At 55.3% G+C, this 20,464-nt stretch carries 19 protein-coding genes; 16 read left to right on the forward strand and 3 right to left on the reverse strand.

Annotated elements, in window-relative coordinates; translation table 11 throughout:
• Positions 1-3: 3 nt before the first annotated feature.
• The 5 genes from PSTEL_RS11705 (at position 4) to PSTEL_RS11725 (ending at position 5,114) form a co-directional block, all read left to right on the forward strand.
• Positions 4-2,001 (forward strand): sensor domain-containing diguanylate cyclase, encoded by a 1,998-nt coding sequence (locus PSTEL_RS11705; protein ID WP_038695495.1) that lies wholly within the window; start codon positions 4-6, stop codon positions 1,999-2,001.
• Between the two features lie 214 nt (positions 2,002-2,215).
• The gene (locus PSTEL_RS11710) at positions 2,216-3,058 is read left to right on the forward strand and encodes a hypothetical protein (protein ID WP_038695497.1); all 843 of its coding nucleotides are present in this window, start codon (positions 2,216-2,218) and stop codon (positions 3,056-3,058) included.
• A gap of 111 nt (positions 3,059-3,169) precedes the next feature.
• Positions 3,170-4,285 carry an aminopeptidase gene (locus tag PSTEL_RS11715; RefSeq protein WP_038695499.1) on the forward strand — a complete coding sequence of 372 codons (1,116 nt, stop codon included), beginning with the start codon at positions 3,170-3,172 and terminating at the stop codon, positions 4,283-4,285.
• A 107-nt stretch (positions 4,286-4,392) separates the two neighbouring features.
• On the forward strand, positions 4,393-4,644 hold the full coding sequence (locus PSTEL_RS11720) for an HPr family phosphocarrier protein (protein ID WP_038695501.1): 252 nt from the start codon (positions 4,393-4,395) through the stop codon (positions 4,642-4,644).
• A gap of 176 nt (positions 4,645-4,820) precedes the next feature.
• Complete coding sequence (locus tag PSTEL_RS11725) at positions 4,821-5,114, forward strand: Fpa/YlaN family protein (RefSeq protein WP_038695503.1); 294 nt, start codon at positions 4,821-4,823, stop codon at positions 5,112-5,114.
• 161 nt (positions 5,115-5,275) lie between these two features.
• On the opposite strand, the gene cax is transcribed toward PSTEL_RS11725, so the two are convergent.
• Positions 5,276-6,346 carry a calcium/proton exchanger gene (gene cax, locus PSTEL_RS11730; RefSeq protein ID WP_038695505.1) on the reverse strand — a complete coding sequence of 357 codons (1,071 nt, stop codon included), beginning with the start codon at positions 6,344-6,346 and terminating at the stop codon, positions 5,276-5,278.
• A gap of 152 nt (positions 6,347-6,498) precedes the next feature.
• Here cax and PSTEL_RS11735 point away from each other — a divergent pair, with 152 nt between their 5' ends.
• Complete coding sequence (locus tag PSTEL_RS11735; RefSeq protein WP_038695507.1) at positions 6,499-6,864, forward strand: Asp23/Gls24 family envelope stress response protein; 366 nt, start codon at positions 6,499-6,501, stop codon at positions 6,862-6,864.
• Between the two features lie 117 nt (positions 6,865-6,981).
• Here PSTEL_RS11735 and ftsW read toward each other — a convergent pair whose 3' ends face one another.
• On the reverse strand, positions 6,982-8,211 hold the full coding sequence (ftsW, locus tag PSTEL_RS11740; protein ID WP_052099214.1) for a putative lipid II flippase FtsW: 1,230 nt from the start codon (positions 8,209-8,211) through the stop codon (positions 6,982-6,984).
• A gap of 337 nt (positions 8,212-8,548) precedes the next feature.
• Here ftsW and PSTEL_RS11745 point away from each other — a divergent pair, with 337 nt between their 5' ends.
• The 10 genes from PSTEL_RS11745 (at position 8,549) to PSTEL_RS11790 (ending at position 18,214) form a co-directional block, all read left to right on the forward strand.
• A complete protein-coding gene (locus PSTEL_RS11745) occupies positions 8,549-9,730 on the forward strand; it encodes an amidohydrolase (RefSeq protein ID WP_038695509.1) in 1,182 nt (393 codons plus the stop codon).
• A gap of 121 nt (positions 9,731-9,851) precedes the next feature.
• A complete protein-coding gene (locus PSTEL_RS11750; RefSeq protein ID WP_084065422.1) occupies positions 9,852-10,265 on the forward strand; it encodes a CBS domain-containing protein in 414 nt (137 codons plus the stop codon).
• Positions 10,266-10,359: 94 nt separating this feature from the next.
• Entirely contained in the window at positions 10,360-12,084 is a 1,725-nt protein-coding gene (locus PSTEL_RS11755) for a DNA repair helicase XPB (protein WP_084064988.1), read from the forward strand.
• A gap of 77 nt (positions 12,085-12,161) precedes the next feature.
• The gene (locus PSTEL_RS11760; protein WP_038695512.1) at positions 12,162-14,261 is read left to right on the forward strand and encodes a helicase-associated domain-containing protein; all 2,100 of its coding nucleotides are present in this window, start codon (positions 12,162-12,164) and stop codon (positions 14,259-14,261) included.
• A gap of 48 nt (positions 14,262-14,309) precedes the next feature.
• Positions 14,310-14,747 carry a YlbF/YmcA family competence regulator gene (locus PSTEL_RS11765; protein ID WP_038700734.1) on the forward strand — a complete coding sequence of 146 codons (438 nt, stop codon included), beginning with the start codon at positions 14,310-14,312 and terminating at the stop codon, positions 14,745-14,747.
• A gap of 44 nt (positions 14,748-14,791) precedes the next feature.
• Entirely contained in the window at positions 14,792-15,055 is a 264-nt protein-coding gene (locus PSTEL_RS11770) for a YlbG family protein (protein WP_038695514.1), read from the forward strand.
• A gap of 251 nt (positions 15,056-15,306) precedes the next feature.
• Positions 15,307-15,744, forward strand: a complete 438-nt coding sequence (locus PSTEL_RS11775; protein WP_038695515.1) for a hypothetical protein — start codon at positions 15,307-15,309, stop codon at positions 15,742-15,744.
• Between the two features lie 89 nt (positions 15,745-15,833).
• Complete coding sequence (locus PSTEL_RS11780) at positions 15,834-16,730, forward strand: selenium metabolism-associated LysR family transcriptional regulator (RefSeq protein ID WP_038695516.1); 897 nt, start codon at positions 15,834-15,836, stop codon at positions 16,728-16,730.
• A gap of 24 nt (positions 16,731-16,754) precedes the next feature.
• The gene (locus PSTEL_RS11785) at positions 16,755-17,345 is read left to right on the forward strand and encodes a GNAT family N-acetyltransferase (RefSeq protein WP_038695518.1); all 591 of its coding nucleotides are present in this window, start codon (positions 16,755-16,757) and stop codon (positions 17,343-17,345) included.
• Complete coding sequence (locus PSTEL_RS11790; RefSeq protein ID WP_052098391.1) at positions 17,342-18,214, forward strand: PHP domain-containing protein; 873 nt, start codon at positions 17,342-17,344, stop codon at positions 18,212-18,214. Before PSTEL_RS11785 ends, PSTEL_RS11790 begins: the two co-directional genes overlap by 4 nt.
• 240 nt (positions 18,215-18,454) lie before the next feature.
• Here the strand turns inward: PSTEL_RS11790 and PSTEL_RS11795 are convergent, their stop codons facing one another.
• The gene (locus PSTEL_RS11795) at positions 18,455-20,317 is read right to left on the reverse strand and encodes an Rqc2 family fibronectin-binding protein (RefSeq protein ID WP_038695519.1); all 1,863 of its coding nucleotides are present in this window, start codon (positions 20,315-20,317) and stop codon (positions 18,455-18,457) included.
• Between the last annotated feature and the right edge of the window lie 147 nt (positions 20,318-20,464).

Consider the following 20,464-nt stretch of genomic DNA (forward strand, 5'->3'; position numbering starts at 1 on the left):
TTTATGTCAGAGCAGAAAGCTTACGGCACTAAAGATAGCCATGCGCTGATACGCAATATCAAGATGCCGGGCAGGAACTCCAAGGATCCTGCGGCATGGCTCAAACAACTGGATATCAACAGTCATGACTTTCCTTATATCTCCGTCATGATTACGGACAGCTTTTACGAATGGACGGAGAAAGGCGCGGGTCTTGCTTTTGCAGGAGCTTGGGACTGGTGTGTGTTTAGCTTCGAAGGCAAGTGGCTCGCTGGAGAGGAAGAAGCTGACGGTCCGAATCATCCGCTGTGGGAGCAGGTCGTCAACGTCAGTCTTACTTCGGCGAGGGATTGCATGCTGCAAATCGAAGAGAACGGCAGTGAGACGGCTTATTTGGCTATGCCGCTGAAGACCCGTTCAAGTGGAGAGATTTACGCGCTGTTAGGCTGCAAAATGCCGGCGGGAGATATGCTCAAGGGAGGGCGCTACGCGGCCGAAGCCATGTCCCTCCATTACATTACCTGCTTCTACAGGCAGCTCGAACACCTCTTCGTTGAGGATTTGACCGCGGTCCATAATCATGCCGAGCGGGAGAGCGGAAGGCGCTCGCTGCTCTTCCAGATTGTGCAGCGGATGCATGACAATATCGATGTGGACGCTGTTCTTACGGAGGTCATCGAGAGCATCGCGGCCATGTATCCCGGCGCCAAGCTTACACTGTATATGTCGCAGGATTACCATACTCCCCTTCCCCAGGTGATGCCTGTGCCGCTGAAGTGGGATACGGAAGATGTCCGCGAGAAGGCGTTCAAGGACGGTCGTGTAGCGATGAAGGCTCATGATGATGGCCAGCCTATCGTCGAGATCGGCTTGCCGCTCGGCGGCAAGCAGGGTGTATACGGAGTGTTTCATCTTGTGATGCATAACCCGGAAGATCCGGACACGGACCTGTCCTTTCTGTCCATGGTGGCCGGGACGGCGGGCACGGCGTTCGAGAACGCGAAGCTGTACGAAAGATCGAACCAGCTGATCCGGGAGCTGAGAATGAGCAATGAGCTGACCCAGCGTCTTAATCAGAGCCTGCAACTCGGCGAAACGTTCGAGGTCGCCTTTGAAGAGCTTCTGGAAATGTTCGAAGCGGATTACTGCTGTATTCTCCACTACAACGAGGAGAAGCAGGGACTTGAAGCAGTGGCTTGCAACCATCCGGCACTGATCGGCGAGATTATCGATGTGGGACGCGGAGTAGGTGGAAGAGTCTACTCCACCGGTGAGCCCGTCATTGTATCCGGATATCCGGATCAGAGCGGAACCCGGTCGAAGCTGATGGATTTCACCGAGTCCCAATCCCTTATCGCAACGCCGATTAGCGTGGGCGGTGAGGCGAGAGGCGTTATTATGCTTACCCATCGGGAGCCGCGCTTTTTCTCGTATGATCATTTCAAGCTGCTGCAGTCATTGGCCGGGCATATCGGTCTTGCCGTTGGCAATGCTCTTCTTCACGCCGAAGTGCACAGACTGGCCAACCGGGACTCCCTTACGGGGCTGTACGCCAGACATTTCCTGGATCAGTCGATCAAGGAGAAGCAGAGCGGCGATTACTGCGGGACGCTTGTCGTTGTGGACATCGATTACTTCAAACAGGTCAACGATACATACGGGCATCAGAAGGGTGATCTCATTCTGCGGCAGGTCAGCGACATCGTCCGGCTCTCCATCCGGCAGGGCGATCTGGCGGCGAGATGGGGCGGAGAAGAGCTGGCGATCTATCTGCCGCAGCTTTCGGCGGAACAGGCCTTTCATGTGGCGGAACGGATACGCATACGGGTACAGAAGGAAACGGATCCCGTAGTAACCGTCTCCTGCGGAATCGCGGAATGGAACTGGACCGATCAGCACCTCACTAGCGTGGATTCCCTGTTCTACAGAGCGGATATGGCGCTGTATGAAGCCAAGAACAACGGCCGCAACCAGGTCGTTGTCGACAAGGGAACCGAGGAGAAAGCCGGGCAGCAGGGATAAATCCGTTAATGCTTCTTCAGATTTATACTGGACACGATCGACTAGCCCGAAATTCGGGATATAACGATGATCAAGCCCTTCGCCGGGATTGCGGCGAAGGGCTTTTTTGAGCAGGAATTATTACGCCGTATAAGGCTTCCAAAGCGCTTATGGTATAAGCCTGCGGAACAGGGACACGATATCAACTATGATATGCGGGAAAGAGGCGCTGGTGATGATGGGATATTCACTCGCAACAAAAGGGCTGACAGGACTGATAGCCCTGGTCTGCGTCATAACAGCGGGCTGCTCTGCAGCTAGTGACAGACCGGCCGCAGAGCAGTTAGGACTGGCTCTGTCCGGAATAACCGGGACCGACGGAGTTACGTTTGAAGGCGAAGCCGCCTTATTCGTAAACGGAGCTCAGAAGAAGGACGCGACGCTTTATTATGGCGGAGCGCTGAAAGACCATAATTCGCTCTCGCTGTATAAGCTGTCTTCCGACGCGGCCCAAACGCCAAAACCGGAGTCCTTAAGTACCGGCGAAGCTGCATCGACCTTTTACAGCAGGATGGTTAAAGAGAAGGGTAACTGGGTGGCAGCGGAGAGCACGGGGGCTCAGGAGCCGCTCCCGCTCCCCGGCATGAATCCCCTCTCCCAGCTGGATGATCTCAGCAGTCTGGACAAGACTGTGACCCGGGAGCAAGGCGCGGGGCGGGGGATGCTCCTGCTGCGGGTAGAGCTATCCCGTGACGCGGGGCTTCGCCAGCTCACCCGGGAGCTGGATGAGAATATGACGCCGCTTCGGGCGGCCTCAGTTGGGGCTGCTGACAGACCGGCTTACCATGCCGAGTCCGCATACGCCCGTCTGGCGGAGCTATGGAGCCACGAGAACGGCGAGCTTCAGCGCAGGCTGAAACAAGCGGAGGTGAAGACCGTCTATCATGTGAAGGTGGATACGAGACGCAATCTCCCCAAAACGCTTACCCGTCAGCGGACGATCCGGTATTTGACGCCGGAGGGGAAGTCACGGCAGGAGATGACGGTCTTGCGTGTCGATTTTTACGGATATCGGTAGAGAATGGGAATGCGCCTTGCGCTTCCCCGCCGGAATGCTACAATATATAGGCATGTGGAAATTTTTACGTGCAGTATAATGCTTAGGCACAGAAGGAAGGAAGTTATTGGTATGAGAGATCCCCGAATTCAAAAACTGGCTCAAAATCTTGTGGGCTACTCCGTCGATGTTCAGCCCGGCGAGAATGTGCTGGTTGAAATGATCGGCAGCGAGCGGGATTTGCTGAAGGCTGTTGTGGAGGAAATCGGCAAGGCAGGAGGAAATGCCTTCGTTCAGCTGACTGATCGTACAGTGCTGCGAAGCATGCTGCTGAGCGCTACGGAGGAGAGCCTGAGAACCTGGGCCGAGATCGATTTGAACCGGATGAAGCAGATGCAGGGCTATATCGGCATTCGCTCTAGCGATAATGTTAACGATTTGTCTGACGTGCCGGAAGAGAAAATGCGGCTGTACAACTCGCTGTATTCCCATCCCGTACATAGCGAACAGCGCGTCAAGCATACGAAATGGGTCGTTCTGCGCTACCCGAACCCCAGCATGGCCCAGTTGGCCAATACCAGCACGGAGGCCTTTGAGGATTTCTACTTCGAGGTCTGCAATCTGGATTATGCGAAAATGGATAAAGCCCAGGACCCGCTTGCGGAGCTCATGAAGAAGACCGACAAAGTGCGGATCACGGGACCGGGTACGGAGCTTGAATTCTCGATCAAGGGAATCGGCGCCGAGAAATGCTCCGGTCAGGCGAATATTCCGGACGGCGAGGTATACAGCGCGCCTGTTCGCGATTCCGTTAACGGCACGATCAGCTACAACGCGGCTACCCTATATAATGGGATTACATTTGAGAATATCAAATTCCGCTTCGAGAACGGCAAAATTGTTGAAGCGACGAGCAATGACACCGCCCGCCTCAATGAAATTCTCGACTCCGACGAAGGCGCACGCTATATCGGAGAATTCGCCATCGGCTTCAATCCTTATATTCTGCATCCGATGAAGGATATTCTGTTCGACGAGAAGATCGCGGGAAGCCTTCATTTCACGCCGGGTCAGGCGTATGATGTTACGGATAACGGCAACCGTTCCTCCATCCATTGGGACCTTGTGCTGATCCAGCGGCCGGAGTATGGCGGCGGCGAAATTTATTTCGACGACAGACTGATCCGCAAGGACGGGATTTTTGTCATTCCGGAGCTGGAAGCTCTCAATCCCGAGAACTTGAAATAGTTGGAATGTTGTCAGATAAATCCTTGCACCGGTAAGCGGATTCAATTATCATGGAAATGATCATACAACATATACTTGAACCTAAAATCAGTTGCGGAGGGATCCCTATGTCCACCAACAGTAACAATGCAGCAATTGTGGAAATCGCTCAAACAGCCAGCAAATTCGCTTCTTCGATCGTTCTTCAGGCAGACAATAAGTACATTGATGTCAAGAGCATCCTCGGCCTGTTCACAACGCTCGTATCGAGCCAAACCTATGAATTGCATGTTCATGGCAGCGACGCTGAAGAAGCCAAGAAAGCGATGAGCGAAGTATTTGCCAAGCACAACCTTAAGTTCACCGTGGTTCCTAAGTAACCTACTTACACACCGGACGCTCTGCCTGTAGGCAGAGCGTTTCTTCATGGGGTGAGATCAAGCTGCACGCCAATATGCCTTCCGTGAACTGTATTCTTGTATTGGCGGGAAATTTCGACTAATATAAAACTAACAGCGTTTTTGGAATGATATTTTGGACATGGGGGGGAAGATGCATGACTTCGTCTGAATTGCAGGACCGGATGAATACCTTGGCCGTCAATCTTCTGCAGGAAGATGCAGATAAAATTCAGAAGCTCATCGAAGTGCAGATGGAGAATCTGGCGACACGCTACTGTCCTCTCTATGAGGAAGTGCTGGATACACAAATGTACGGCTTCTCCAGAGAGGTCGATTTTGCCGTCCGGGCAGGGCTGTTGTCCGAGTTAACAGGCAAGGAGATTGTAAGCAAGCTTGAGCGCGAGCTGGCTATTCTATATGAAGCACTGAACGAGAAGGCGAAGCAATAGAGTATGCCTGTATGAAGTCAGACTAAGCCAATCGCCCGGATCGTGTCCTGCACGACTTGATGACTATAGAGACCATACTTCATACCGAAACAATAACCCCGCGCAGACCGGCTGCGCGGGGTTTTGTGTGTTACTGTAATTTGTGTCTGGGCAGTAATGGGTCACACCAGGAAGAACGAGACGCCCAGAATAATATAGACGGCGAGCAGCAGCAGCCCCTCGTACCAGTTGGTAGCACCGTCCTGGGTGATCGATTTGGCGATAAAGACGGCGACACCGATTGCCACAAGCTCGATCGTGGTGAAGACGATATCCATCGTGTTCCCCATAAAATAGCTGGCGAAGATCAGCACGGGAGCTACAAAGAGAGCGATCTGCAGACTGCTGCCGATTGCGATTTCCACGGCTGCGCCGATTTTGTTCTTCATCGCCAGCATAATGGCGGCGCTGTGCTCTGCGGCATTGCCGATAATGGCGACAAGGAAGGCACCGACAAACAGCTCGCTGAGACCGAAGCGTTCGGTCAGGCTTTCGAGCGTTCCTACCAGCCATTCACTGACGAACGCCACCATTACGGTGGCGAGCACCAGATACAGGATCGACTGGCCTTTGGTCCAGGAAGGCGCATGCTCGTTCGGAAGCTCCTCCTCACCGTCTGCAGTGACGTCGTCCAGATATTTTTTATGCGTGATCATGGAGAAGGCCAGCCACGCTATGTACGATACGATCAGGACGCCTGCCACGACGAGACTGAGCGTCGCGGTCTCGCCCTTCGTGATGGAGTGGGTATTCAGGAACATGGCTGGCACGAACAGGGCGATGACGCCAACAATCATTAGAGAGCCGTTCAGGCCCGCAAGCGTGATGTTGAAATTCTGCACCTTGAACTTCATGCCTCCGGCAAAAATACTTAGGCCGAGTACGAGCAGCAGGTTGCCGATGATGGAACCGGTCAAGCTCGCTTTGACCATATCATAGAGTCCTTCCTTCACCAGGAAGAAGGCGATGATAAGCTCCGCTGCATTGCCGAATGTCGCATTCAGGAAGCCGCCGAGCCGCTGGCCGGCGTAATGCGCCACGCTCTCGGTCGCTCTGCCTAGGAAGCCGGCGACAAAGACTACCGCAATTGCCGAGATCACAAATTGGAGGGTGTGGTCCCAGTTGGCGTAATGTCCGATAGCGCTAAGTGCGAAGAAAATAATGAGCAGCGAAGGAGAAATCCACTTCTTCAAATCAAACACACCCCAATCTTGTATATGTATAGTAACTCCTTTCTCAATATACCCAAATTGTTCCTGAGTGTAAACGAAAGTGCGGAACTCATTTGCTTTTTGGCCTGTTTAGGAATTACAATAATTGATAATGAGTGTAAGGGGGAAAGGGCATGGCGGAACAACTTCAACTGGAAATGGGCAATATACGAATCTCAAACGATGTAGTCTCGAAAATTGCCGGAATGGCTACCTTGGAGACTCCTGGAATCGCAGCCATGTCGGGAGGCCTGTCGGAAGGCTGGGCGAAGCGTCTCAGCGGCAAAAACGTGCAAAAAGGCGTCACCGTCGAAGTCGGACAGCTTGAAGCGGCTATCGACCTGCGGATTATCGTCCTGTACGAGACTCCGATACACGAGGTATGCCGGATGCTGCAGCAGAATGTACGCGAAGCGGTTGAGAGCATGACGGGGCTTCGTGTCGTTGAAGTGAACGTCAAGGTCGAAGGCGTGGCCTTCAAGAACGACGAAATTTCATAAGCTATTACCGCCGGGAACGGCGTGACGCTGGTTACCCAAAAAAAGGATGTCCTTCCGACGGAAGGGCATCCTTTTTTACGACATCTTGTAATGTTTAAGCTGGACGATCGATTCAGGCTATCCTCTCAGGAAACCCGTTCTTCGTTCTTCCGGGCCCGTGATCCGTACCGACTTCACATGCTCTTCCTTGACGGGCCGCGAGCTTCCACGGGAGATATTCAGCAGGATGCCCATCGACAGCATGGTCACAAGCAGGGATGAGCCGCCGTAGCTGATGAATGGCAGGGTAACACCTGTCAGCGGGATTGTGTTGGTCACACCGCCGATGTTGACGAACGCCTGGATGGCGATCATACCCATAATGCCGATGCCGACGAGCGTTCCGAACGAGTCCTTGCACCTAAGGGCCACAAGAACTCCCCGCCATATAAAGTATAAATACACCAGAAGGAATAACAGCGTTCCGACAAAACCAAGCTCCTCGCCGATGACAGCGAAAATAAAGTCCGTATACGGGTAGGGCAGGTAATAGAGCTTCTGCACCCCTTTGCCGATGCCGGCTCCGCCTACCCCGCCTTCGCCAAGCGCAGTCAGGGATTGAATGATGTTGTAACCCGCTCCATCCGCAACTGTAAAGGGATCAATAAATGCCTGGATGCGTCCCTTCCGATAGTCCTGTTCCGCCTGAACCTGCTGCGGATGAGAGGAAATGGAATCAATCGCCATTTTGCCGCCGTATACAAGTCCGAACCCGAGAATCACCAGGCCGATTGATGCCAGAATATGCTTGAGGCTGGCTCCTCCGGCGAAAATGACCAGTCCGCTTGTCGCGACCAGAATGAGGCAGGAGCCCAGGTCAGGCTGCAGCATGATCAGACCGGCGACGACGCCAACGATCACCATGACGGGAATATAACCGGACCGCAGATCGCGAAGACGTTCGCCCTTCTTGCTGATCAGGGCCGACAAGTACAGGATGATCGACAGTTTCGCAAGCTCCGTGGGCTGTATGCCAAGACCGCCGATGTTCAGCCAGCTGCTCGCACCGTTAATACGGTCGGCCGAAGCGACAAACAGCAGCAGAACGAGCGTGATCAGAAACAGCGGGCCGTACCACTTCTTGAACCTGCTGTATGGGATGTTCATCACCGTGAACATAACGAAGCAGCCGAGGCCTACCCATATGATCTGTCTTTTTAGAAAATATAAGGCATCGTTCTTGAAGAACAGACTCGAACTGGAGCTGAACACCATAATCAGTCCAAAACCGACGAGCAGCAGGGTCAGAATTAACAGTTGAAAATCGGGCGCGCCTTTGGAAGGCGGGCTTTCATTATTGGTCTTCATCATTTGCAGGTTCTCACGCCTCCAGTAAGCAATTCAGCTTAAAAATCCGTTCACACTGGCTCACTATGTACGTTGGCCGGCACGGAAGATTCATAGTTCGGGTCATGACGGAGATAGTCTGCCAGATACACAGTTTAAGCCGCAAGCACGGTGCCTGGCCTCTCTTTCTTCCTCATACCTTTTCTTCCTCATGATAGTATGTTTGGAAAGGCTGTGCAAGGCTTAGGGAAGGCCATCATACCTCTTTTTCCTCATTTCTGCTACAATAAAAAGAATTAACTGCCGCTAAAGGTGAAGAGGCAAGCAGCGGCTACAACAGCGAAGGGAATGGATATGTATGGAAGGGAAATCGATCGAAACGCTGCAGACCGACATGGTGGAGTGGCGCCGCTATCTGCACCGGAATCCGGAGCTGTCCTTTCAGGAACGGGAGACGGCTGATTTTGTGGCCGGCAAGCTGGAGAGCTTCGGGATCGAAATCAAGCGAAGCGAAGGGGGCTTTGGACTAACCGGAATTTTGAAAGGGAACCGGCCAGGCGCCACAGTCGTTCTTCGCGCCGATATGGACGCGCTGCCGATCCAGGACGAGAAGGACTGTGAATACCGCTCTACGCGGAGCGGCGTGATGCATGCCTGCGGTCATGACGGGCACACGTCGATCCTGCTTGCAGCCGCGAAGTACTACAGCAGCCGAAGGGAAGAGCTGGCGGGCGAGATCCGCTTTTTGTTCCAGCCGGCTGAGGAGGTCTGCCCGGGCGGAGCGCTCGGCCTGATTGGTGAAGGGGTTCTGGACGGAGCGGATGCGGTGTACGGATTGCATCTGTGGACGCCTCTCCCATTTGGAACGGTGGCGAGCGCTCCGGGGCCGCTGATGGCTTCGGCTGATGAATTCTTCATCGATATTATCGGGCGCGGCGGGCATGCCGGAACGCCTCACCGGACAGTCGACAGCATCGCGGCCGGAGCGGCTCTCGTGACGCAGCTTCACAGCATCGTCAGCCGGTCGGTGGACCCGCTGCAGCCTGCAGTCCTTAACGTTGGCACCATACAGGGCGGATATGCCCAGAATGTCGTCGCCGAGAAGTGCCGGATTACCGGCACGGTGCGCGCTTTTGAAGATGGTACGCGCCAGATGCTCAGAAGCCGGATCGAGGAGATGACGGCCTCGGTTACGGCGGCATACGGGGCGGAGCACAAAATCGAATATATGATGGGATACCCTCCGCTGGAGAACCATGAGGGCGAGACCGCCCGATTTTTCCGGGAAGCTCCGGCTGCACTTGGCGGCACGGTCAAGGTCGAAGTGATGGAGAAGCTGATGCCGGCCGAGGATTTCGCTTATTATGTCCGGGAAATTCCCGGCTGCTTCATGTTCGTGGGAGCGGGCAATCCGGAGAAGAATGCGGTCTATCCGCATCATCACGCCAAATTTGATTTTGACGAGGACGCCATGCTGCATGGTCTTAAGCTGTTGATTACGATGACGGATTCGCGGTTAAAGGAAGAGCTGGGCGAATAATTAAGCTTCAACAGGAGAACCCTACTTATCGTACGAACGAGCGTCGTCTGCCTCTGCGCAGGCCGTTCCTTAATGCGAAAAGGAGGGTTTTTTTCTCGTGAAGAAGACAGTTCAGGAAGTGATGACTACCCAGCCGGCAACCGTAACGCTGCAGGATAATATTTATGAAGCAGCCGTGAAAATGCGGGATCATGATACCGGCTTTATTCCGGTTGTAGACTTCTCCGACGGACATACGCTGATCGGCGTTGTAACTGACCGCGACTTGGTGGTCCGGGGGTATGCCGAGAAGCATTCGGGCTCGACTTCGATCGAGAATGTGATGACGACCGGCATCCGCTGCGCTACCCAGTACATGGAGGTCGATGAAGCGGCTGAGCTCATGGCCGAACAGCAAATCCGCCGCCTGCCTGTAACGGACGGAGACAAGCTCATCGGCGTTGTTTCGCTGGGCGACCTGGCAGTACGCAATATTTTTGCCGATAATGCCGGAGACGCGCTGAGCGATATTTCCGAGCAGCACCGGGTGCATTAAGCTGCCATCATCCCCATTAGCTCATTCCCGCTTGCGGGGTGGGCTTTTTCCATATGTGCATGTCCATGTTCACAAAATTCGATAGCCGGGAGGAATGAGAGAAATGCCGCAAGGGCCCTGCCTTGTCCGCTCCGATCGGACAGTTCTGCTGGAATGCGGTCACCCAAATGCCGGGGCGGCCCGGGAACTGCTGCACCAGATTGCGGAGCTGATCAAAACCCCGCCGATGTATCATACATATCGGATCACGCCGCTGACATTGTGGAACGCGGCTTCACTCGGGATGGATGCCGGGACAGCCGGGTTCCGGCTGGAACAATTGTGCGGTACGATGCCGGCCGGAATGTCCCAGTGGATGAAGGAAACGATGTCAAAATTCGGCAGACTGACCCTGCGGCCTTCCGGGGATTCCGGGAAGCTGGTGCTCACAGCGGGAACCGCCGCGCTACTGGAAGAGCTGGAAGATGAAGGAACCGCCGTCAACTGCGGTTTTACGCGTTCTGGCCCCTTGGAGTTGACGGGACCGGCAGAAGAGCGGGGACACCTGAAGCAGGCACTCGCGGCCGCAGGCTATCCTGTTCGTGATCAGGCCGGCTGCCAGGAGGGACAACCGCTCGATGTCCGCTGGAGAGGCGAGGATTCGTCCTTCCGTCTGCGCGATTATCAGCGGGAAGCCGCGGAAGCGCTCAGCGCTTCCGGCGAGAGCGGTGTCGTCGTGCTTCCCTGCGGCTCAGGAAAGACAATTGTCGGCCTTGCGGTAATGGAGGGACTGAAATGCGAGACGCTGATCCTGACCTCCAATACCACTTCGGTTATGCAGTGGAAGGAGGAGCTGCGCAATCGAACGACCCTGCAGCCTGAAGAGATCGGAGAATATACGGGGGAGCTGCGGAGTGTAAGACCGGTAACCGTGGCCACCTATCAAATGCTTACTCACCGCTCCAATAAAGCGGGCGGCTTTCAGCATATGAAGCTGTTCAAGGAGCGGAATTGGGGGCTGATACTGTATGATGAGGTGCATTTGCTTCCGGCGCCGGTCTTCCGGGCGACCGCCGGGATTCAGGCTACCCGGAGGGTGGGGCTGACCGCGACGCTGGTCAGGGAGGATGGGCGGGAAGAGGATGTGTTCTCGCTGATCGGACCGAAGCGGTACGACTGTGCCTGGCGGGTGCTGGAGGAGGAAGGCTGGATTGCCAAGGTGCAGTGCCATGAGGTTGCCGTACCCATGCGGCGGGAACTAAGGGAGACTTACCTGTACGCGGGAGCCAAGGAGAAGTTCAGGCTTGCTTCAATTAATTCCGTCAAGACGGAAGCCGTAGCCGCTATTCTGAAACGCCATTCTGATGCGCCGATACTGATTATTGGCCAATATCTGGATCAATTGGAGGCGCTGGCGAATGCCGTCTCGGCGCCGCTTCTTACCGGCCGGACGCCGCAGAAGGAGCGCATGAATCTGTACCGGGAATTTAACGACGGAAGGGTGCGGGTGCTCGTTCTTTCGAAGGTCGCCAATTTCGCGGTCAATCTTCCCGATGCGTCTGTGCTGATCGAGGTGTCAGGCGCTTTCGGCTCCAGGCAGGAGGAAGCGCAGCGTCTGGGCCGCATTCTGCGTCCCAAAGCAGGAGACAACAAGGCTTTCTTCTACACGGTTGTGACGGATGACAGCCGGGAGAAGGAATTTGCGCTTCGCCGCAGACTATTTCTGCTGGAACAAGGCTATACGTATTCGGAGATTCGGTACGGATCGGCTGGGCTGTTGAATCTGTTGCCGGCTGAAGATGGCAATTTCGATCAAGAGGAGGCTTGTGAAGCCAAATGAGTCACTTTAACCTTTCAACTTCCTCGTCTGGCGAAAAGGGGACGGCAGGGTGCGAGGCGTCACCAGGTGGACTGCTAATGGTATCCAGTCCGGCCTGCAATGTACTGCGGCATATTTGCCTACTATATGCGGACAGACCGTTTCAGGAAGGCGCCCTGGACAAGCTGCGCCCTGGAACGATGACCGCAGCCGAGTTCCGGCTGGCATTTGAGGAACTGTGGCGAGCCGGGTATGTGACCGCGTCGAGCCAAATCGGCGGTGCGCGGAAATTCCGGCTGCCGCCTGAAATCTATGAGAGCCTGCTGGCGCACTTGTTCCCGGGAGGAACAGACAGCGGCGCAGCGGCGTCTATTGAGCCTGTTGAGCTTATTGAGCTAATGGAACCGAAGATTGAGGTTCAGGCAGGCGGCGCGGGAGCTGTGGCAGAAGTCTTCCGCGCTCTGCGGTTCGCGGCAGATGAGACGCTGCCGCTTACTGCCAAAGGGCTGATACATAGAAGAGCGGCGCTCCGCCTTGCGGATGGGATGAAATGGAGCGGTGAGCCGCTGCGTAAGCTCGGGATCGTCTCTCCATACCCGGCTGATTATCCTTTAAAGGCCGTCTTTATGGTGGATCTTCTGCTTCATCTTGAGCTTCTGGTTCGCGGTGAAGATGCCCTGATCCTTAATCCATCAAGGGTGGATGAATGGCTCGGACTGGATGAGGTGGCCATGTCCGCCGTGCTCTACCGCGCGATATCCCGGAGATACGGCGATTTGTCGCCTGTCAGCCGGCATTTTCGGCGCCGGATTCCGTCGCCTGACCTCCTTCCCGGGATCTGGTACAGTGTGCAGGGAATAATCGCCGGAATGACGGAGGCTGGCCTTGCAAAGCCGGATGATCTAATCTCTCTTGAAATGTCCGCCCTGGCATGGCTGGACACTCTTGCCGCGTTTGGCTGGTGCGAGTTCGGAGATGAGGCAGGGGAGGCAGTCTTTCGCTGGACAAGCGCGAAGCCGCCAATACTCAGTTCGGAGAGCACGGAGCCTGGGCCTGCGGCATCCCATGATATCCTCTCCAGCGAGAACGAGATCGGGGAGGCAGTAGGGCTTCTTCACAGTCCCTGTCTGATTGTCCAGCCGGATCTTGAAGTTCTTGTTCGGGAGGAAGCGTCCTTCCGCATCCGGTGGAGCCTCGCCTGCTTCGCCGAGCTCGTTCTGCCGGAAGGCATGTGGAGCTTCCGGCTCACCCGGGAACGGCTGGAACAGGCGGTGAAGAGAGGAATGAAGCCCGGGGCAATAGCCGAGTGGCTGGAGCGCCTGTCCGGAGGCAGATTGCCTTCATCGGTGAGCGCTTCGCTTAAGCAGTGGAGTCTCGGCATCGGACGGACCTCTTTGGGCGAGGTGCTTCTTCTCACCTGCCGGACCGAGCAGGATGCCGAGACGGTTGCCGGGCATCCCCGGCTGAAGGAGGGCCTCGAGCGGCTGGGCCCGCGCCATTTCGCGGTGCGGACCGACTGGGCGGCGAAGGTCCGCAAGGAGCTGTCCGCGGCGGGAATGACGCCGACGCCGATTGAGGGCCTGGATGGTGGAGAGACCGGCGATTCCTCCGGTACGGAGGGAAGTTTGCATAATTTGTACGAGTTCGGGCTGCATGAGTTCGGGGAAGCGGCTGCCGTGCTGCCGGAAGATGGCGCAGATTGCGCCATTACATTAAATCTGCCGGAACCGGCCCCAGTCTATGGAGAGGAACTGACATCTGGAGGAGAGACGTTTCGATCTCCGTCCGGTGCAGGCCTGTGGTACAGCGAGGATGATCTGTTCCGGCTCCAGCCTGTTCCGCCGCCTGCTCCGGCGGCGCCTACGGAGCTGTGGCCCGATTATGAGCATGTACCGTCCTCGTGGTTCCACAAGGGACATAAATACCATATATCCACTTCCCGCAAAGTAATGGAGCAGGCGCTGAAATGGGGAACCAAAGTCAGTCTGACCGTTAAGGGGCATCAAGGGGAATTTATCCCCGAGCGCCTGCAGAAGGGCGCGTGGGGTGTAGCCGGTTATTGGCTCGATGTTCCCGGCGGCCCGCCAAGTGAAAGGGTACTGACAGGCGAGGAATGGGAAGAGATTGCGCTGATTGTTCCGCCTTTTCCCGGAATGCCCTCTTCTTCTCCGGGCGGGGCTTGTGGTATGATAGAATAGTCCACTTCAAAAAAGCGGAAATTTCGGACGAAAGTTGAGATGACATTCATGAGCGTAGCGGAATATAATACGGTCGATATGGCCGAAGTGCTGACATACGCCTATGAATTGGGCGATATGATTAACCAGTCCGCCGAAGTCGCGGATTATCTATACTGGAAGGAGCGGGTCGCAGCTCATTCCGAGATTCAAAGACTCGTCGCCAAGCTTCAGCTGAAGAAGGAACTGTTCGAGGAGACGCAGCGTTTCGGGCATTTCCACCCGAATTATCATGCAGCCAAGGATGAGGTCAAGTCAGTTGAGGCGGAAATCGACGCCTATGATGAGGTTAAGAGATTCAAACAGGCGGAGAAGGCGCTGGACGATATGCTTCATTCCATGTCGGAGACGATCGCATATGCGGTATCCGACACCATCAAGGTTCCAGGCAATGATCCCCTGCCGAAGAGCGGCTGCGGCGGCGGAGGGAAATGCTCCTGCGGCTGATGCGCCAATAAGGAAGTTCACGAGAGAGAAAGGCGGAAAAGGACATGTTTGCTGAACGCACCGGATATATCATCTGGGTCAGCGATGTAAAAGCTGCGCGCAATTTGGAGAAGTACGGCACGCTGCATTACATCTCACGTAAAATGCATTATGCGGTGATGTACGTCAACGCAGACCGCGCCGAGGAAGTTATGAAGAATGTTCGCAGACTGTCTTACGTCCGCAAGATCGAGCGTTCCTTCCGGAACGAGCTCAAAACGGAATATTCAAGCAATGGACCGGACAAGACCCGGTATTACGGATTATAGCTCCGTTCGGAGCGCGGCTGTCTAGACATGGCGGGAAGGGATTCGTTTGAGGAATCCCTTCCTTTTTTTGTGCCTGGTGTCCTCCAGGAAACGCAGGTTCTGCAAGGGGGATGGCTTGAACGACCAAGGGAGCCGAAGGACCGGAAAGCCATGGGCGCCGGGCCTGGAGGCTTGTATATAGGACGCGGCTGGTGGTAAAATTGCATCAATACATGCGCGCCAAGACCCTTTTACGGTGGAGTGTGATGACTATGCGCGATAAGGAGACCCATAAGTGGGATCTGCAAGAGCCCTTCTATGTGATGCTGGACGGGTACCGCATCGCCGATGTGGTGATTACGTCCCACGCAAGTGGAAGGTACGAAGACCGCGGTGCAGGAACAGGACAGTCCGGCAAGGACATCGCGTTCTGGCTGTGGCAGTGTCTTAAGCAGAAACGGGTCCGCCTCTATTCGCCGGAAGAGCCGGATCTGTATCTGGTGGATAACGACCTCGTCATGGCGGCCCGGATCACGGCGCTGCATGGGGAGGCCGATCTGTACGGAAATCCGCTGTACCGGCTTATTGTTGTCTCGTTTCTGGGCAGAATGTCGGAAAATATCGAGCTGCGCGACTTGAAGAGCTACTATGCAAGGCAGCGCAGCACTAGACGGGTTACCCTCATGCAGACCGGCAGGAAGCGGAGATAGCTTGTGTCCGGTTTGGACGAACGAAGAAGACATGCGGCCCTGGCTGCATGTCTTTACCAAATCCGTCAAGTATAACGGGAGTGTACACATTGAATTTTCATCAACTGCATATTTTCTATAAGGTATCCGAGAAGGGCAGCTTCTCCGCCGCGGCGCAGGCGCTGCATATGACCCAGCCCGCCGTGACCATGCAGGTGCAGGCGCTGGAGGACTACTTCGGCGCCAAGCTGTTTAACCGGTCCACCAAGAAAATCATATTGTCCGACGCGGGCCGCACCTTGCTGCCTTTTGCGGTGCGGAGCATTGAGTTGATGCGTCAGACCGACCAGGCGATGGCAGCCTACACCCATATGCTGGAGGGCCGCCTGCTGCTCGGTTCAAGCCTTACGATCGGCGAATATGTGCTGCCAAGGCTGCTTGCCCCATTCGGTAAAGCTTATCCGAATATTTCGGTTATGCTGAAGATCATGAACACGACGCAGATTATGGAAGAAATTACGAAGCATCAGCTCAATTTCGGCTTGATTGAGGCGGAGGTCCGCCATCCCGATATGGAAATCGAGCCCGTTATGGAGGATGAGCTGAAGCTGATCGTGCCGCATGATCACCAGCTTGCAGACAGAAGCGAGGTCACGCTCTCGGAGGCGCTTGAATATCCCTTTGTACTCAGAGAGCAGGGCTCGGGGACGCGGCGTGTGATGGAGGAACAGGTGCTTGACCGGGGGATTGATCTCGGAGGTCTTCAGGTCGAGATGGAGCTGGGCAGCACGGGCGCGGTTAAATCCGCTGTGGAGGCGGGTCTCGGCATTACGATGCTGTCTCCGTCCACAGTGCGGCATGAGGCGGCGCTCGGTCTGCTGAAAATTATCAATATCTCCGACGCGTCATTCAAAAGACAGTTCTATGCTATCCGGCTGAAATCCACCCTGCTGCCGATCCATGCGGTCACGTTTCTGAACTTTCTTCGGCAGCATGCCGGAGAATAATGTAGAAAGCGAGATGATCGGGAAATGGCAGTTCGTTTGCAGGGAGAGAGGGTCATTCTGCGGGATATAACGGCAGGTGATATTCCGGATCTGTATTACCACTACCATGAATCTCCGGACAGGGAACACCTCAAATGGAACGGCCCTTATCAGGAGCTGGACTGGGTCAGCCTAATGGATTTTGCCAAGGATTATGAAGATCTGCTGCTTACTGCCCGTACGCATCAACCCCGAAGCAGGCTGATTATTGAAATCGACGGCAAGGTCAGAGGGACGGTCGGCCGATACTGGGTGTCAGAGGTTACGAACTGGTTCGAGATCGGCATCGTGATTTATGACTCGAACTATTGGTCTGGAGGTTACGGAACGGAAGCGTTCCGGATGTGGATGAATTATTTGTTCACGGAATTGGACACCGTGCGGCTCGGCATCGGAACCTGGTCGGGCAACGAGCGCATGATGCGCCTGGCCGCCAAATGCGGCATGAAGGAAGAGGCCCGCGTGCGCAAGGCGCGGATCGTACGGGGAGAATATTACGATGCAATCAAGATGGGTATTCTCCGTGAGGAATGGGAATCCATGCCATTTGCGAGAAATGGAGTTGGACAAGCATGACGGAACAAGCGGGGAACAGCTTACAGCCGCAAGCTCCGGGACGCTGCGATCTGCACAGTCATACATTCGCTTCAGACGGCATGCAGCCGTCGGCGGAAAATGTGCGGATCGCTGCGGAGCGTAACTTGAGCGCAGTTGCCATCACGGACCATGATACGGTCTCCGGGCTGAACGAAGCGCTAGAAGCCGGTAAGCAGTACGGAATTACGGTCGTCCCTGGCGTCGAAATCAGCACCCGTGCTGGCGGAAAAGATATTCATGTGCTCGGCTATTACATCGACTATGAGAACGGAGTGCTGCTGGAACGGCTTGCTTCGCTCCGCGATACCCGCACAGCGCGCAATGAAGCCATCATCGCCAAATTGCGAAGCTTCGGCATCGACATCACCGTGGAATCGGTCGTGAAAGGAATCGGCCGGGAGATGAAGCAGGGCGAGAGCGTCGGCAGACCGCATATCGCCGACGAGCTTGTCCGCCTCGGCGCGGCATCTGACATGCGGGACGCGTTCGACAAGTATTTGGCCGAGGGGGCGCCTGCCTTCGTGTCGCCGCCTCGCATTACTCCAGAGGAGGCGTGCCGATGGATCGGCGAAGCGAAAGGACGGGCGGTGCTGGCGCATCCGGGACTCTACGGAGACGATGAGCTTGTCCGGGAAATTCTGTCGTCCGGCGGATTCGCCGGCATTGAAGCCTATCATTCGGATCACGGCCCAGCCGATGTAGAGCGGTATCTGAAGCTGGCTGAAGAGTTTGGCCTGCTGGTTACAGGCGGTTCGGATTTTCACGGTGCGCGCAGTGGCGTCATCTTTCATGGCGATCTCGGCAGCGTGACAGTGGACGCCGGGGTGCTGGACAAGCTGAAGCCTTGAAGCGAAGCCTTACTTGGGCCAGTTTGTCTGGCAGCAGCAAGCGGCCTATCGCCTAGCGTATTGGACAGAAATCAGTAGATTAATCAAGAACCTCCGGCTCGGAATGGGAGCCGGAGGTTCTTTTGCTACGCCGAAAGGCAAAATTACGGTGAAGCCTGCCGATTGCATGATTATACGGTTAAGCAGCCGCCGATAGCCGATAGCTGATGGACAGCCTCGCAGGTCAGCCGTCAATAATGCTCAGTTCTTGAGCGTACTGGACAGACCCTTGACCACCGACTCGTCAGGGGTGATGAACAACGTCCGCTGATGGTCGTAAATGACGAAGCCGGGTTTCGAACCGCTCGGCTTGCGGACATGCCGGATTAGAGTCGTATCGACCGGAACTCTGCTGGAATGCTTGGCCTGGCTGAAATAGGCGGCCAGTTGAGCGGCTTCGCTCAGCGTCGCTTCGCTGAACTTCTCGCTGCGGATTACAACGTGAGAGCCGGGAATATCCTTCGTATGCAGCCAGGTGTCATTGGGCCCGGACAGCCGGTTCGTCAAATATTCGTTCTGCAGGTTGTTCTTGCCGACATAGATCTCTACGCCTTCGGAAGAAGTGAAGACCTGGAGCGTTGGACGGGTCGGCTTCTTTTTTTTCTTGCCCTTCTTGCCACGCTCGCGCAGGTAGCCTCCGGCAACGAGTTCTTCCCGGATTTCCTCAATATCATTCAGGGAAGCGTGATCCAGCTGCTGAAGGAGGCCTTCCATGTACGCGATTTCCTCCTGGGTCTTCTCAAGCTGCTCCTCGATCACCGACAGGCTGTTCTTGTATTTGTTGTATTTCTTGAAATAGCGCTGTGCGTTATCGGATGGAGACAGGAGCGGATCAAGCGATATGGCAATTTCGCCCTGGTTCTCGTCATAGTAGTTGGTCAATCTTGCTTCCTTGTCTCCCTTGGACAGCATGTGCAGCGAAGCGAACAACAGCTCGCCCTTGATCCGGTAATCCTCGGCGTCCGCCGCTTCGTCCAGATCGCTCTGCAGATTGTCCAGCTTCTTGATGTTTTTGCTCCGCTCATTGGTCAGGAAGCGGATGAGATCGCTCACCTTCTGCTTGACGGTATCCCTTTCTGCTTTGTCGCCGAAATAATCCTCCATGCAGGCGCTGATCGACTCGTACTGCTTCACTGTGCCCTCCAGCAGCGTCAGCGGAATCGCGGAGAAGATTAACTTCCCCTTCGCGTTCGTACCGGTCACCGGAGCGAAGCGGCCGGAACGGACCGGCTCCATGACCGATTCGAAGGCATCGGCGAGCTCCTGGGCGCGGGTACTGCCAAACCCGGATTCAGCCGGAGTGCCGCTCAGCCCGCCTTCTGCAGCTTCGCCTTTCCGGTCCGTTCGCGCGCGATGGACGATTTCCTGGGCGATTAGCGGGCTGACGCCGCTGAAGGTTTCGACGATCCAGCCGACCGGGTCCTTTGATGGGAGCTTGGGCGCCGGTTTTGGGGATTCCGTTTCATTTAAAATTAAATCGACCGGTTCGGCCGGCTTATTTTCCGCATCAAGTACGAGCTCTATGAATTCACTGGTTGTTATCTCAAGCGGACTGCGCTTGTGCTGCTCAGGCGGCTGTGTATAGGCGAAGCCGGGCATGACGATCCGGTAGCTGCTGATGGCCGGGGTCACATGATGAATGCCGTCGATGATCGTGCCTGCTGCGCTGTCCGTCAAGATAATGTTGCTGTGGCGGCCCATGAGTTCGATGATGATTTTTTTGGACGAAAGATCTCCAAGCTCGTCGCGCTGCCGGATGTCGATATAAATGATACGTTCCATCCCGACCTGAGTTACGGCTTCAATGACGCCCCCTTCGCAGTGCTTGCGCATCAGCATGCAGAACATCGGAGCTTCCGGCGGATTCGGCGTGCTCCGGTCCGTGAAATGAACGCGGGGATAGGTCGGATTCGCCGACAAAATCAGCTTGCCGCCTCCGCCCGCGCCTCTAAGTGTAAAAACAAGATCATGATCGCCGGGCTGATATATTTTGCTGATCCGCTGGCCAACGGTGGCCTGAAGCTCGGATACGATCGCCCGGGTCACGATGCCGTCAAGTGCCATGATTGCGATTCTCCTGTCAGATAAGGTTTAGTTCTATCCCCTCTATGATGCCATACTTTCGGCTTTCCGTCCAAAACCATCAGCGGTGATAATTCGGGACGACCCCGAATACACTTGGTCATGAACGGTTGGAAAAGCACTAGTTGC

The sequence above is a fragment of the Paenibacillus stellifer genome (assembly GCF_000758685.1).
Taxonomy (GTDB): domain Bacteria; phylum Bacillota; class Bacilli; order Paenibacillales; family Paenibacillaceae; genus Paenibacillus_AQ; species Paenibacillus_AQ stellifer.

Excerpts from the sequence above, each read along its gene's own strand:
- PSTEL_RS11705 (WP_038695495.1), top strand. The coding sequence starts at position 4 with ATGTCAGAGCAGAAAGCTTACGGCACTAAAGATAGCCATGCGCTGATA.
- PSTEL_RS11710 (WP_038695497.1), top strand. The coding sequence starts at position 2,216 with ATGATGGGATATTCACTCGCAACAAAAGGGCTGACAGGACTGATAGCC.
- PSTEL_RS11715 (WP_038695499.1), top strand. The coding sequence starts at position 3,170 with ATGAGAGATCCCCGAATTCAAAAACTGGCTCAAAATCTTGTGGGCTAC.
- PSTEL_RS11720 (WP_038695501.1), top strand. The coding sequence starts at position 4,393 with ATGTCCACCAACAGTAACAATGCAGCAATTGTGGAAATCGCTCAAACA.
- PSTEL_RS11725 (WP_038695503.1), top strand. The coding sequence starts at position 4,821 with ATGACTTCGTCTGAATTGCAGGACCGGATGAATACCTTGGCCGTCAAT.
- PSTEL_RS11735 (WP_038695507.1), top strand. The coding sequence starts at position 6,499 with ATGGCGGAACAACTTCAACTGGAAATGGGCAATATACGAATCTCAAAC.
- ftsW (WP_052099214.1), bottom strand. The coding sequence starts at position 8,211 with ATGAAGACCAATAATGAAAGCCCGCCTTCCAAAGGCGCGCCCGATTTT.
- PSTEL_RS11745 (WP_038695509.1), top strand. The coding sequence starts at position 8,549 with ATGGAAGGGAAATCGATCGAAACGCTGCAGACCGACATGGTGGAGTGG.
- PSTEL_RS11750 (WP_084065422.1), top strand. The coding sequence starts at position 9,852 with ATGACTACCCAGCCGGCAACCGTAACGCTGCAGGATAATATTTATGAA.
- PSTEL_RS11755 (WP_084064988.1), top strand. The coding sequence starts at position 10,360 with ATGAGAGAAATGCCGCAAGGGCCCTGCCTTGTCCGCTCCGATCGGACA.
- PSTEL_RS11760 (WP_038695512.1), top strand. The coding sequence starts at position 12,162 with ATGGTATCCAGTCCGGCCTGCAATGTACTGCGGCATATTTGCCTACTA.
- PSTEL_RS11765 (WP_038700734.1), top strand. The coding sequence starts at position 14,310 with ATGAGCGTAGCGGAATATAATACGGTCGATATGGCCGAAGTGCTGACA.
- PSTEL_RS11770 (WP_038695514.1), top strand. The coding sequence starts at position 14,792 with ATGTTTGCTGAACGCACCGGATATATCATCTGGGTCAGCGATGTAAAA.
- PSTEL_RS11775 (WP_038695515.1), top strand. The coding sequence starts at position 15,307 with ATGCGCGATAAGGAGACCCATAAGTGGGATCTGCAAGAGCCCTTCTAT.
- PSTEL_RS11785 (WP_038695518.1), top strand. The coding sequence starts at position 16,755 with ATGGCAGTTCGTTTGCAGGGAGAGAGGGTCATTCTGCGGGATATAACG.
- PSTEL_RS11790 (WP_052098391.1), top strand. The coding sequence starts at position 17,342 with ATGACGGAACAAGCGGGGAACAGCTTACAGCCGCAAGCTCCGGGACGC.
- PSTEL_RS11795 (WP_038695519.1), bottom strand. The coding sequence starts at position 20,317 with ATGGCACTTGACGGCATCGTGACCCGGGCGATCGTATCCGAGCTTCAG.